Origin of the sequence: Algoriphagus sp. UBA3586 (genome assembly GCF_002376385.1) — a bacterium.
Classification (GTDB): Bacteria; Bacteroidota; Bacteroidia; order Cytophagales; family Cyclobacteriaceae; genus Algoriphagus; species Algoriphagus ornithinivorans.
The window spans coordinates 130,418-143,879 of the sequence record NZ_DFMT01000046.1; the positions used below are offsets into that span (position 1 = coordinate 130,418).

The 13,462-nt window shown below is 38.6% G+C and carries 10 protein-coding genes; 7 read left to right on the forward strand and 3 right to left on the reverse strand.

The features are described 5' to 3' along the window. Positions 1–183 precede the first annotated feature (183 nt). Entirely contained in the window at positions 184–1,614 is a 1,431-nt protein-coding gene (gene dnaA, locus B2906_RS16990) for a chromosomal replication initiator protein DnaA (RefSeq protein ID WP_144604111.1), read from the forward strand. Positions 1,615–1,617: 3 nt separating this feature from the next. On the opposite strand, the gene B2906_RS16995 is transcribed toward dnaA, so the two are convergent. Both B2906_RS16995 and B2906_RS17000 read right to left on the reverse strand, forming a co-directional pair. Next, entirely contained in the window at positions 1,618–2,031 is a 414-nt protein-coding gene (locus B2906_RS16995; protein ID WP_091655092.1) for a nucleotidyltransferase substrate binding protein, read from the reverse strand. Between the two features lie 83 nt (positions 2,032–2,114). Further along, the gene (locus B2906_RS17000) at positions 2,115–3,599 is read right to left on the reverse strand and encodes a S1C family serine protease (protein WP_370627654.1); all 1,485 of its coding nucleotides are present in this window, start codon (positions 3,597–3,599) and stop codon (positions 2,115–2,117) included. 171 nt (positions 3,600–3,770) lie between these two features. Here B2906_RS17000 and B2906_RS17005 point away from each other — a divergent pair, with 171 nt between their 5' ends. The 6 genes from B2906_RS17005 (at position 3,771) to B2906_RS17030 (ending at position 12,865) form a co-directional block, all read left to right on the forward strand. Next, positions 3,771–4,937, forward strand: coding sequence for a 1-deoxy-D-xylulose-5-phosphate reductoisomerase (locus B2906_RS17005; protein ID WP_144604109.1), 1,167 nt, complete (start codon positions 3,771–3,773; stop codon positions 4,935–4,937). After that, positions 4,937–6,250 (forward strand): RIP metalloprotease RseP, encoded by a 1,314-nt coding sequence (gene rseP, locus B2906_RS17010; protein ID WP_286941943.1) that lies wholly within the window; start codon positions 4,937–4,939, stop codon positions 6,248–6,250. Before B2906_RS17005 ends, rseP begins: the two co-directional genes overlap by 1 nt. A gap of 148 nt (positions 6,251–6,398) precedes the next feature. Beyond that, positions 6,399–7,604 (forward strand): hypothetical protein, encoded by a 1,206-nt coding sequence (locus B2906_RS17015; RefSeq protein ID WP_286941945.1) that lies wholly within the window; start codon positions 6,399–6,401, stop codon positions 7,602–7,604. Between the two features lie 397 nt (positions 7,605–8,001). Further along, the gene (lon, locus tag B2906_RS17020; RefSeq protein WP_286941947.1) at positions 8,002–10,479 is read left to right on the forward strand and encodes an endopeptidase La; all 2,478 of its coding nucleotides are present in this window, start codon (positions 8,002–8,004) and stop codon (positions 10,477–10,479) included. Between the two features lie 77 nt (positions 10,480–10,556). Continuing rightward, positions 10,557–11,948: an ATP-dependent protease ATPase subunit HslU gene (hslU, locus tag B2906_RS17025; protein WP_144604103.1), complete on the forward strand. Its 1,392-nt coding sequence runs from the start codon at positions 10,557–10,559 to the stop codon at positions 11,946–11,948. 191 nt (positions 11,949–12,139) lie between these two features. Continuing rightward, positions 12,140–12,865, forward strand: a complete 726-nt coding sequence (locus tag B2906_RS17030) for an SDR family NAD(P)-dependent oxidoreductase (protein ID WP_286941950.1) — start codon at positions 12,140–12,142, stop codon at positions 12,863–12,865. 20 nt (positions 12,866–12,885) lie between these two features. Here B2906_RS17030 and B2906_RS17035 read toward each other — a convergent pair whose 3' ends face one another. Next, entirely contained in the window at positions 12,886–13,383 is a 498-nt protein-coding gene (locus tag B2906_RS17035; protein WP_286941953.1) for a SixA phosphatase family protein, read from the reverse strand. Positions 13,384–13,462: the final 79 nt, after the last annotated feature.

A 13,462-nucleotide genomic window follows, 5' to 3' on the forward strand; every position in this document is an offset into this window, starting at 1 on the left:
TTACTATGAAATGTTCAATTTGATAATTTTAGGTAAAGTCGAAAATAATTCAAAATAACTTCGCCATGCCTAAAATTTAACTTTTTCAACCTAAAATGGATTTTTTATTTAAATGATTTTTGTACAAATTTGACACCCTTGTACGAATCCGTCCGGGTCATTGTTTTTTAGAAACCTTCTCAAATGAGTTCAGAAGCTAATGCAGTTTGGAATGAATGTTTACGTGTCATAGAACAACACGTGAATGAGCAGAGCTTTTCAACTTGGTTTAAGCCGATCAATCCGGTTAAACTAGAAGGGACGAGTCTGACCATTCAGGTCCCCAGCCAGTTCTTTTACGAATGGTTGGAAGATAATTATATCCAAGAATTAAAACTTGCTATCAAAACCGTATTGGGTCAGGGAGGTAGATTGGAATATGCTGTAGTAGTTGATCGTGGAAATTCTTCCAATCAACCCTATGTAGTTTCATACCCTCAAGGAAATCACGGTAATAAAAAACAGGGAAATCAAGCTAATTCTGCCACTGAGCAAAAAGTGACGCCTTTCGAGATGCAATCTTTGGGCGCCGAAGCTTTGACTCAAAGCAATCTGAATCCAAATTATACCTTTAATACCTACATAGAAGGCGATTGTAATAGATTGGCTAGATCTGCAGGATTTGCGGTAGCTACTAAACCGGGGATCACCTCTTTCAATCCACTCATGGTATATGGGGGAGTTGGATTGGGTAAAACTCACTTAGTACAGGCGATTGGTAATGAAATCAAAAACGGACCTGAGGATAAGTTCGTCCTTTATGTTTCCTCCGAGAAATTCGTGAATCAATTCATGGATTCCATCAAAGACGGGAATGTAAAAAGTTTCACCAACTTTTACATGCAGGTAGATGTGCTGATCATTGATGATATTCAGTTTTTGGCAGGAAAGGATAGAACGCAGGAAATGTTCTTCCATATTTTTAATCACCTACATCAAAGTAAGAAACAAATTATTATGACTTCCGATTGCCCACCAAGAGATTTGAAGGGGTTGGAAGAGCGATTACTTTCGAGGTTTAAGTGGGGTTTGACTGCGGACTTGCAAATGCCTGATTTTGAGACAAGAGTTGCCATTATCAGAAGAAAAATGCAGTCAGAGGGAATTTTCATCCCGGATGATGTAGTGGAATATTTGGCTTACACGGTAGATACCAATGTTAGAGAGCTGGAAGGAATTCTAATTTCACTAATTGCACATGCTTCTTTGAATAGAGTAGAAATCAATCTTCAGTTGGCTAAAACCGTGATGAAAAATATCATCAAGGATATAGAAACTGAAGTTGGGATAGATTTTATTCAAAAAACTGTCTCAGAGTATTATAGTATCAATCAGGATGATTTAAAGGCTAAAACCAGGAAAAAAGAAATTGTTGTGGCGAGACAGGTTGCGATGTATTTTTCAAAGGAGTTTACCAACCATTCTTTAAAGTCCATAGGCTATCATTTTGGAGGTAGGGACCACTCTACGGTTATTCATGCTGTTCAGACAGTAAATGATATGATTGAAACTGACAGTACTTTTAGAAATGCTGTCAATGAGCTGAAGAAAAAATTCAAAATGCGCTCTTACTAAGGTTTAGTTTAGAATCTTATCGATAGTTTCCTCAAATTTCCCTAAAGCTGGAATATACCTTTTCTGGATGTTCTCCAAGAATTTGCCTTGAGTGTCTATTGGATAAACTGGATTGTATTGAATTCGGTCTATGACCATGTCCAGCCAAACTTTTCCATCATCAATCAAATCTGCATGAAATGCTTCTATAGTAGCATCTCTGGAACCTGAAAAAGGTCCTTTACCCTGCTTCTCAAAATATTTCTGAATCACTTTCAAAGCCAATTCATGAGTTACCTCAAAACTCATGATCAATTCTCTGGATTGAGAGTCTGTGAGTTTGGCAAAATCAGCCCTGTGGGCAAAATTATTCAAATCTTCTAAGGCTGCTTGATATTCTTTGAAGCAATCTTCGCAGGATTGAGGGAGAGATTTCATAAGTCTTAAGCTTTCTTCAAGATAAAAATTTAATCTGAAAAGGCAGAAAAAAATCAGGAGGGTATTTCCCTCCTGAATTGAAATTATCTAACCGTATAACTCTGCATAAATGGTTGTCCATTGGATGCTACACCTTCAATTAATAGTCTACCACTATATTCTTCCAGGTATTTTCCTACTGCTTTCGGGTCTTTGGCAGGCTCTCTGTTGATCTGAGTAATCACAAATCCATCTCTCAATCCCAAATCTCGTAAGTATCCTCTGGACAAGGCAGATATTTTGATACCATACTGGATCCCAAGCCGGTCTTTTTCAATAGTATTCACAGCTTCAAGTCTGGCACCCAGAAGTTTGGAGCTGTAAAATTCTCTTTTGAGGACACCAGTTCCGCCTTCCAGATTTTGAAGTGTCATCGTACCAGTTTTCACTTCTCCATTTCTGATAAAAGTAACGGCAAGTTTATCTCCTGGGTAATAATAAGAAAGTGCCTCTTCAAAACTTCCCATTCCCGTGATAGGCTGATTACCTAGCTGAGTAATCACATCATTTCTCAAGAGACCTGCTTGGTCCGCAGCGCCTTGCTTTACCACATGAGTGACAATAACTCCATCTAAGGTTTTGATTTTCATTTCTTCCGCTAGTTCCGGAGTGATTTCTACTGCATCAATTCCAGGAATTGCTTTTTGTACTTCTCCATATTGGATTAGGTCGTTGGCAACTTTCATGGCGATATCCACCGGAACAGCGAAGCCATATCCGGTATAAGAACCGGTGCGGGAAAGAATTGCAGTATTGATGCCGACTAGTTCACCTTCCACATTGACCAGTGCTCCTCCTGAGTTTCCTGGGTTAATTGGTGCATCTGTTTGAATAAAACTTTCCAAAGGAAAATCTCCACCAAGGATATTGATCTGCCTTTCCTTGGCTGAAACTATTCCTGCCGTGACTGTGGAGGTAAGGTTAAAAGGGTTCCCAACCGCAATTACCCATTCTCCAATTTTGAGGTTTCGGGACGATCCTCTTTTGATAGCGGGAAGATTTTCTCCCTCAATTTTCAGAACAGCGATATCAGTATTTTTATCCGTTCCTACCAGTCTGGCTTGATAAGTTCTCTTCTTATGAACAACCTCAATGGTCTCTGCCCGATCAATCACATGATTATTGGTAACGATGTATCCGTCCTGAGAAATTATTACTCCGGAGCCAGTACTTACCTGTTGGGTAGGACCAGTGCCGAAGAAATAATCAAACATGCTGTATCTCCTTGGGTCACTTCCTGAAAAATTCTTAATGAATACTACTGACTCGGTACTGTTTTCAGATGCTGCTACAAAAGATACCGGAGGATTAGTTTGGTAGCTTTGGACAGCTTGCGCATTGTTTCGAGAGGTAAATTGTGTTTGTTCTGTCAGTAGCTCTTTTTGGTCAAAATCACCTCTGCTTGGTTCCGATATTTCCAAAGAAGTCCAGAAAGCAGCTCCCGCCAGACCTGCCAGAAAGGAAATCCCGGTAGTTTTGAGAATATTTTCCATGTCTTTTCTTTTAACAATTTGACGTCCTTTTTCCATTTAGGGTAAGAATATTCACATCTTTTAAGATGGAAATCCCTCAAAAATTTTTCCATTGATTAAAAACTGACGATTTGTACAAGGAAAAGTCTAGGCATCTTGTAATTTTGTCAGCCTATGGATTAAACCTTCCCAAATTTAGAAGGTTGTTTTCCTCAAAAGTAAAACTGAATGAAAGAAGCGAAGCGCGTAGCCATCCTGGGTAGCACCGGCAGTATTGGTACACAAACCCTGGAGGTGATTCGTCAGCATCCCGAGGATTTTGTCGTCGAGGTTCTAACTGCCCAGAATAATTGTGATTTATTGATTACCCAAGCATTGGAGTTTATGCCCAATGCTGTGGTAATCGGCAATGAGTTGAATTATCAGAAAGTGAAGGAAGCACTTCTTCCTCATGATATTAAAGTTTTTGCCGGCCAGAAAGCCATTGCCCAAGTCGTGGAAATGGAGACCATTGATGTGGTGCTTACTGCTTTGGTAGGTTACTCCGGGCTAATCCCTACTGTTAATGCCATTAAGGCTGGAAAGCAAATAGCTTTGGCTAATAAAGAAACTTTGGTGGTGGCAGGAGAAATCATCACACAACTAGCCAAAGAAAATGGGGTCAATATATATCCTGTAGATTCAGAGCATTCGGCGATTTTCCAATGTTTGGTAGGGGAATTTCATAATCCTATAGAAAAAATCATTCTTACAGCTTCAGGAGGTCCTTTCAGAGGCAAAGACAGGGCTTTTTTAGAAACTGTCACGAAGGCTCAGGCTTTGAAGCATCCAAATTGGGACATGGGTGCAAAAATCACTATCGATTCAGCTTCTTTGATGAACAAGGGTTTAGAAGTGATCGAGGCAAAATGGCTTTTTGGGATTCAAACCGAACAGATTGAGGTAGTCGTTCATCCCCAAAGTATCGTTCATTCATTAGTCCAATTTGAAGACGGATCTATCAAGGCACAACTTGGTTTGCCTGATATGCGTATTCCCATTCAGTTTGCTTTGAGCTTTCCTCACAGATTGAAAAGTGATTTTGAAAGATTTGATTTCCTAAAGTATCCTAATTTGACTTTTGAGCAACCTGATTTAAAGACCTTCAGGAACTTACAGTTGGCATTTGATGCTTTAGCTAAAGGAGGAAATGCTCCATGCATTCTCAACGCAGCAAATGAAATTGCTGTAGCAGCATTTCTTCAAGATGAGGTAGGATTCTTAGAGATGTCGGATTTGATAGCAGAAACTCTTGAAAAAGCTCATTTCATAGCACATCCAAGCCTGGAGGATTATGTTAACACAGATAAGCAGGCAAGAGAAATTACAGAAAAATTAATAAAGCGTAAAGTATAATGGATACATTGATTATGGTGGGCCAATTGCTGCTGGGATTGTCAATCTTGGTAGGCTTACATGAGTTGGGTCACTTATTGACTGCCAAAATGTTTGGCATGAGAGTAGAGAAATTTTCTATTGGGTTTCCTCCAAAAATTGCAGGATTCCAATGGGGTGAAACTGAATATTCAATAGGAGCAATTCCTTTGGGTGGCTTTGTGAAAATATCCGGTATGGTGGATGAATCCATGGATACTGCCCAACTTTCCTCAGAGCCCCAACCTTGGGAGTTCAGAGCTAAGCCAGCTTGGCAGAGACTGATCGTGATGCTTGGCGGGATTATCGTCAATGTGATCACAGGTATAGTCATTTTTGTTTTCCTGGTTTACAATAATGGGGAAACTTATTTTTCCAGAGATCAAGTAGTTGAAAATGGAATCGTAGCCTATGAATATGCAGAGGCAATAGGCCTTCAGACAGGAGATAAAATTCTGGACGTGAATGGACAGCCTTATCAAAGCATCAATGATTTAAGCAGTGGAAATGTTCTATTGAGCGAAAACGGTTTTTACACAGTTGAGCGAAATGGCGAACAGGTCCGAGTTGATATTCCTAAGGGTTTTATCAATACCTTCAATAATGAAGATGCATTTAGCAAGTTCATTTCAGTAAGGTTTCCATTTGAAGTTGGAATGATCGAGCCTGGAAGTGGAGCTGAAGCTGCGGGCTTGAAAGAAGGAGATAAAATTCTTGCTGTAAATGGTGAGTCAATTCAGTACTTTGACGAAATGCAGCTTGCCTTGCAAAATCTGAAAAATGATACTGCTCAATTTGTAGTTCAATCTGAGTCAGCTACAGATACCATGGCAATAGCTGTATCGGACGATGCGCGAATTGGCATTGCAGTCAATCCATTGCTAGAGCCTGTAAGCAGAAAGTTTGGCTTTGGAGAATCCTTGGCTAAAGGAACAGAAAGAGCATTTGGAGTAGTAATCTTGAATGCCCGAGCACTTGGTAAAATGTTTACCGGTGAGGTTTCTGCAAAAAATGTCAGTGGTCCGATCGGAATGGCTAAAATTTATGGAGATAAATGGGACTGGACTAAATTCTGGAGTATTACGGGTTTGATATCCATGATCTTGGCATTTATGAACCTTCTGCCTATTCCTGCTTTGGATGGTGGTCATGTGATGTTCTTGCTTTACGAAATGGTTTCAGGTAGAGCTCCATCCGATAAGTTTTTGGAAAATGCACAGAAGGTAGGAATGGTTATTCTGCTAGCTCTGATGGTATTTGCCATAGGGAATGATATTTTGAAAATATTCAGTTGATATAAGTATTGAAAAATTTACAAAGCCGGTCTATACCCGGCTTTTTTTGTAAAAAAAAGTAGCTAATAATCAGTTAGTTAGTTTCTTCATCGAAGGATAGCTAGGAAAATTTTATTCGATAATATTAGTTTGTGGAAACTTTTAATTTATGAATAAAATCATTCTATGTGCTCTTGGATTTTTCTTGGTTTTTTCTGAAGTACAGGGGCAAATATCTCAAGTAGTGGTAATTAGAAATGGGCTGACTCAAAAATATGAATTAGCATCTCAAGGCATCACTGACAATTATAAGGTTTTGCATGTCCTTACCTCAGATGGCTCTACAAAGTTTTCTCCTGAAGATATCGATGGATTTCAATTTGAAAATGGCAGGAAATACCTTTCTCTCAAAGAAAGGAACTCTGATAAAAAATCCTTTTTTCAACTTCCATTTGAAGGAGAAGTGTCTTTGGCATACCTCGAGTCAAATTTTTATTTGGTAAAAGATCGTGAAGCGATTTTACTGAGTGTGGATAATAGGCTTTCTATGATGGAGCAATCCAGGAAGCATAAAAGAAAGACTTATTTAGGAATTCTCCACGTGATGTTAAATGCTTGCGAGCCTTCTTTTTCGGAGAAAATTAATTCAACCAATTTATCTTATCCCTCGCTTGAAAAGTTATTGATAGCCTATCATGAGTGCTTGGGCGCTACTTATCAAATTAACGGGGAAAAAGAAAAATATATCGAATTTGGCATATCAGCATCTATAGGACTGAGCAGTTTTAAAGATCGGTTTGATTCTAAAGATTTTGATGATCAGGTTTTAAGTATAAGACCTGAGGTTTTACTTACCATGGATTTAAATAAGCTTTCTCCAAGGTTTAGAGCGGAAATTGGCCTAGGATATTTTGCAATTAGAGATAGCTGGGTTTTCGGTCCTCGATTAGATCCTGGCAGAGAAAGAGAGTATTATGAAGAGGATTTCAAATTGAGGGTAATCCAGTTTCCTATCAATCTGAATTATAAAGTTATCAATCAGACGAATCAAGATTTGTATTTCGGTATCGGTGTCAGTTTAAATCTTCTTCGAAAAGAGTTTATTTCAGAAATTTCTCAATATGAGTATATGCAAGGTTGGGAACCTTACAGAGTAATAACAAGGCCAAGGGATCCTGTCCTTTTGGAGGTGAAAAATCCTAGCTCCGGAGTAATTTTTAAAGTTGGCTACACTAGAAAAATGTCTTTTGCTAATCCTTTCATAGAGATGCAATATGAAATTTTACCAGAAATGGGTTATCTGGATTTTGGATCAAGGTCAATATATAAATATTCTTTGAATGCTTTTTCAGGAAAACTCGGGTTGAGATTTTAGATGTCCTAGACAGATGAGATGATTTTTTCAAAAAATGAGGGTGTCAGCTAAGAATTAAAAGAGAATTTGAACATTGGGATTGGTCTCGATGTTTTTTATTGTATATATCCGCTTTCTTGACTGTAAAAAAAATACGGTCAAATATTAGCTCCATGGATAAGAATTCGGAAGCTTCGGTCTTCTGTCATCGGTCTTCCCTCTCAATGAGCAAAGGAGATTTGGCCAGTAGTAAGATTTAGGATAATCATTCTTTTTATTCATGTGATTCAAGGTCTCTGCCATTCTGACCCATTCTTTCTTTGGCACAGGCATTGAACTTTAAGCACAGACCTTCGTACATTGGAGGTCTAACTTAAACTAAGTCAAAAAACGACAGTTTAACTGTCAAAATGTCTATATGAGTCAATTCGAAAATTCCTTATTTGATAATCTTATGGTAGGTGAGTATGCAGGAGAGGGAGATCTGATCCAATTAATCACAGATGAAGAAGATGATCAAAATGGAAAAGAAATATTAAAGGAAGAAATTCCGATTTTATCTGTTAGAAATACGGTACTTTTTCCAGGGGTGGTGATTCCAATCACTGTTGGACGGCAAAGGTCAATCAAACTGGTTAAAAAAGCCCAAAAGGGCGATAAGATGATTGGGGTCTGCGCGCAGATCAATCCTAATAATGATGATCCGGCTTGGGAGGATATTTATCAAGTAGGGACATTGGCCAAAATTATCAAGATGATAGTCCTTCCTGATGGAAATACCACGATTATAATTCAAGGTAAAAAGCGATTTAAAATCAGGGAGCAGGTTACTGATGACCCTTACTTTATCGCTAAAGTGGATTTCCTTGATGAAAACTTCCCAAAAAGCTCCAAGAAAATACAAGCGCTGGAAGAGTCTCTGAAAGACGCAGCTACCAGAATTCTTCATCTGAATCCAGAAATCCCAAGAGAGGCTCAAGTAGCTTTGGATAATATTGACAATACTCCATTTCTTACCCATTTCCTTTCTTCCAATATTAATGCTCCAGTCGAATCCAAGCAGCGATTATTGGAGATCAATGATGGGGTAGAAAGAGCTACTTTGCTTTTGGAATTCATGATGAAGGATATCCAAATGTTAGAACTGAAATCAGAAATCCAAAAGAAGGTACATACTGATATCGACCAGCAGCAAAGAGACTATTTCTTGCGTCAACAAATGAAAGTTCTTCAAACTGAACTGGGGGAAGAAGGTCCTGAGAAAGAGGTGGAAGATTTGCGAGTTAGAGGGGCCAAGAAAAACTGGCCTGCGGAAGTTGCTAAGCATTTTGAAAAAGAACTGGATAAGATTTTAAGAATTAATCCTTCTGCTGCAGAATACCCAATTGCGCTCAACTATGCAGAAACCATGGTGGAATTGCCATGGAATGAGTTTACTCAGGATAATTTTGATCTCAAGCATGCCAAAGAAATTTTGGATGCGGATCACTTTGGTCTTGAGAAAGTCAAGGAAAGAATTATCGAATACTTGGCTGTTTTAAAGTTAAAAAATGATCTCAAAGGCCCAATCCTATGTCTTTACGGACCTCCTGGGGTTGGGAAAACCTCTTTGGGGAAATCCATAGCCGCAGCCTTGGGAAGAAAGTATATCCGAATGTCATTGGGTGGTCTGCATGATGAGGCTGAGATCCGAGGTCACAGAAAGACTTATGTGGGCGCTATGCCAGGTAAGATTATCCAAAACATGAAAAAGGTGAAAATATCCAATCCTGTTTTCGTTTTGGATGAGATTGACAAACTTTCATCGGACTTTAGAGGAGATCCAAGTTCAGCTTTCTTGGAAGTATTGGACCCTGAGCAGAACTTCGCCTTCCTTGATAATTATCTGGAAGTGGAATATGACTTGAGCAAGGTTCTGTTTATCGCTACTGCCAACTCATTGGATACCATTCAGCCTGCGTTGAGAGATAGAATGGAAATCATTGAAGTGACTGGGTATACTCAGGAAGAGAAAGTAGAAATAGCCAAAAGACACCTAGTTCCTAAGCAAAGAAAAGAGCATGGACTTAAAGCCAATCAAATTCGTTTTGACAAAAGTGCTTTGGTGAAGATTATCGAGGATTATACCCGGGAATCAGGGGTTCGTAATCTGGAAAGAGCCATAGGTAAAGTTGTTAGAAATGTGGCCAAGTCTATTGCGATGGAAGAGGAGTATGAACCTAAAATCAATGCCGAGGCCGTTCGTAAAATCTTGGGTTCTGAGATGTTTGATAAGGAAACTTATCAGGATAATTCCGTGGCAGGTGTAGTGACTGGTTTGGCCTGGACCAGTGTAGGAGGTGAAATTCTATTTATTGAATCTAGCTTGAGTAGAGGAAAAGGGAAGTTAACCTTGTCTGGCCAGTTGGGAGATGTGATGAAAGAATCTGCTATGACAGCGCTATCTTATTTGAAGTCACAGGCAGAGCATTTGGAGATTGATCATAGAGTATTTGATCAATATGATTTGCACATACACGTCCCAGCGGGTGCAGTTCCAAAAGATGGACCATCTGCGGGTATTACTATGTTGACTGCAATGGCCTCTGTTTATACCCAAAGAAGAGTGAAGGCGAAAGTAGCTATGACAGGTGAAATCAGTTTGATTGGGAAAGTAATGCCTGTTGGAGGGATCAAAGAGAAAATCTTAGCAGCTAAAAGAGCAGGGATTAAAGAGATTATTCTTTGCAAGAAGAACAAGCGGGATATTGAGGAAATCGATGAGCAGTATATTAAAGGAATAGATTTTCACTTTGTAGATAAAGTAAGTGAGGTGTTGGATATTGCTTTACTGAAGTCTAAAGTGGAGAAGCCGTTAAGGTTTTCCTTTCAGTCTGAAGCAAAAACTGCTGAATAATTAAGCGGGGAGAAAAAACTCCCCTTTTTAGTTTTCTAAGGGAAACTGATCAAGTTTAAAATTTAAAAAATTACAAGATGGATCAAATTCTTTCTTTAACTCCGAGACAGATCGTCGCTGAGTTAGATAAATATATTATAGGACAAAAGGATGCAAAACGAAATGTAGCCATTGCGCTTCGAAATAGAATTCGAAGAATGATGGTCAAATCTGAAATTCAAAAAGATATTGTTCCAAACAATATTTTGATGATAGGTTCTACCGGTGTAGGTAAGACAGAAATTGCCAGAAGATTGGCAAAAGTCGCTCAAGCACCTTTTACCAAAGTGGAGGCTTCCAAATTTACCGAAGTAGGTTACGTCGGTCGAGACGTGGAAAGTATGGTTAGGGATTTGGTAGAGCAGGCGGTTCATTTGGTGAGAGAAGTGAAGAATGAGGCTGTAAAGGCTAAAGCTTCCGAATCAGTTGAAGAAATTATTTTGGATATTTTGATTCCTCCTGTCAAGGGTGCAGGGTTTAGAACAGCACCTGTTATAAATGATCAGGAAGAACCGGGTTCTGACGGTGAACTCAATGAAAGAACCAGAGAAAGATTTCGTGAAAAACTCAGAAACGGAGATCTGGATGATAGAAAAATAGAAATCAATGTGAAAGCCTCTTCTCCGGTAGGAGTGGGAATGATTGGAAATGGAATGATGGATGATGCCAGTATGGCGGGCCTTCAGGACATGATTTCCAACATGATGCCAAAGAAGACCAAAAAGCGAAAGCTTAGCATAGCAGAAGCCAGAAAGGTTTTGCTGGAAGAAGAAGTCTCCAAGTTGATAGATTTTGATGAAGTAAAGGAAGAAGCAATTAAATTGGCTGAAAACAATGGGATTATTTTCATTGATGAGATCGATAAAATTGCTTCCAAATCAGGCAAGAATGGTGGTGGGCCAGATGTAAGTAGAGAAGGTGTTCAAAGAGACTTATTGCCGATCGTAGAGGGAAGTTCGGTGAACACCAAATATGGCGTAATCAATACCGATCATATTCTATTCATTGCAGCGGGTGCTTTCCACGTGAGTAAGCCTTCAGATTTGATTCCTGAACTTCAAGGTAGGTTCCCGATTAGAGTGGAGTTGAACAGCCTAACCCAAGAAGACTTTTCAAGAATTCTTCGTGAACCCAAAAATGCTTTGACCAAACAGTATCAGGCATTATTTGAGGCAGAGCAGGTATTTCTTGAATTCAATGATGAAGCCATTGAAGAAATAGCTCGATTGGCATTTTTGATCAATCAAGAAGTAGAAAATATCGGAGCAAGAAGACTGCATACTGTGATGTCTCATTTACTGAATGACTTCTTGTTTGAGGTACCGGACACCATAGAAGCCAACTCAAAAATTATGGTCACCAAGGAAATGGTACAGGAAAGATTAAATACTTTGGTGAAAAACCGAGATCTCTCACAGTATATTCTGTGATATAGATTTCTTACCGTTAATTGTAGAAGGGTTTTCATTCAAAACCCTTCTTTTTTTTGATTTAAGGTAAGTTTTTAAAATATTTTAAGATTATAAGTAATTGATATTTAATTGATTACATATTTTTGTTTAAATCATTTTAAAAATTGGGATGATCCTTGTTAGGTAAAAGTGAATCACTTGTTCACCCAATGAGTAAATCACTACTAATTTTAACAGGCCATAGTAAAGGCCTAGGCAGAGCTATACTAGATCATTTTCTGAATAAGGAGGGATTTGATGTTTTGGCAATTTCGAGGACAAAACTTGAAATCGAGGCCTCCAATCTAACCCAAATTTCTTTGGATCTTTCCGAGTTGGAAGTTTTGCAGAAAGAGTTAGACTCTGTCTTTCCCATTGATAACTACGAAGAGTTTATTCTGATCAATAATGCTGGCTGGATAGGCGAAGTCAAGCCTATAGGTAGTTTGCATCCTGCAGAATTACGCACGCAAGTGAATTTGAACCTATTAGCCCCTATGTTCTTGACCAATTCCTTTATCAAGACTTACAAATTCAATGAGGCTAGAAAACAAGTAATCAATATCAGTTCGGGAGCAGCTAAAAGAGCAGTTTCAGGTTGGGGAGGGTATTGCAGTACCAAAGCTGCTTTGGCTATGTTTACGATGGTCGCAGCCAAAGAGAATAAATCCGACAAATTCCACTTCTACAGTTTAGCTCCAGGAATTGTAGATACCGAGATGCAGGCAGAGATTAGAAGTTCTAATGAATCTGATTTTCCGGATATAGAAAAATTCAAAGGATTTAAAGAAAATGGAGATTTAAGCTCTCCTGAAGATGTAGCGGCAAAAATTGATTTTCTTATTAGCAATCCATCTAATTTTGAGGATGTTATTCAAGATGTGAGAAACTTCTGAAATTTGAGATAAGAAAGGAATTAGGATCTTTTCTTGTTTTTTGGGTAGTCCCAGAAATCTTTTTTTACTGTTTTTGCTTTCATTTCGGCCCAAGAATCTACCAATAAGTTAAAACAGAAAATCCCGGCTGTAGGAAGATTGTCTATATATTCTCCTAAAAATTCTATAAGGTCATTCAACCCGGGGTTATGACCTACCAAGAAAATGGTTTCTTTTGAATCCTTTTGCATGTGAATATATTTCATCATGACGGAAGGAGAGGCATGATATAGGTTGGGCTCTATTTCAATGATTTCTGGTGAGGCTTCCATTGCTTCCACAATCAGTTTTGCAGTAGTCACCGCCCTTTCAGCGGAGGAGGTTAGGATAAGATCTGGTTTAATTCCTCTCTTTAAGAGTCTCTTTCCCATGATAGGAGCAGCTTTAATTCCTCTTTCCGCCAAGGGTCTATCATGATCGTTTAACCAAGGATTATCCCAAGAAGATTTGGCATGTCGGATCAAAACAATTTTTTTCATATGCTTAAAATAAAAAACGATTATTTTGTTTTTTTTAGACGAATATTTACTTTTAAAGCACTTTCAATTACAATTTATA

Bases quoted from the DNA above. Each gene is read 5' to 3' on its own strand.
- dnaA (WP_144604111.1), top strand. From the start codon at position 184: ATGAGTTCAGAAGCTAATGCAGTTTGGAATGAATGTTTACGTGTCATA.
- B2906_RS16995 (WP_091655092.1), bottom strand. From the start codon at position 2,031: ATGAAATCTCTCCCTCAATCCTGCGAAGATTGCTTCAAAGAATATCAA.
- B2906_RS17000 (WP_370627654.1), bottom strand. From the start codon at position 3,599: ATGGAAAAAGGACGTCAAATTGTTAAAAGAAAAGACATGGAAAATATT.
- B2906_RS17005 (WP_144604109.1), top strand. From the start codon at position 3,771: ATGAAAGAAGCGAAGCGCGTAGCCATCCTGGGTAGCACCGGCAGTATT.
- rseP (WP_286941943.1), top strand. From the start codon at position 4,937: ATGGATACATTGATTATGGTGGGCCAATTGCTGCTGGGATTGTCAATC.
- B2906_RS17015 (WP_286941945.1), top strand. From the start codon at position 6,399: ATGAATAAAATCATTCTATGTGCTCTTGGATTTTTCTTGGTTTTTTCT.
- lon (WP_286941947.1), top strand. From the start codon at position 8,002: ATGAGTCAATTCGAAAATTCCTTATTTGATAATCTTATGGTAGGTGAG.
- hslU (WP_144604103.1), top strand. From the start codon at position 10,557: ATGGATCAAATTCTTTCTTTAACTCCGAGACAGATCGTCGCTGAGTTA.
- B2906_RS17030 (WP_286941950.1), top strand. From the start codon at position 12,140: ATGAGTAAATCACTACTAATTTTAACAGGCCATAGTAAAGGCCTAGGC.
- B2906_RS17035 (WP_286941953.1), bottom strand. From the start codon at position 13,383: ATGAAAAAAATTGTTTTGATCCGACATGCCAAATCTTCTTGGGATAAT.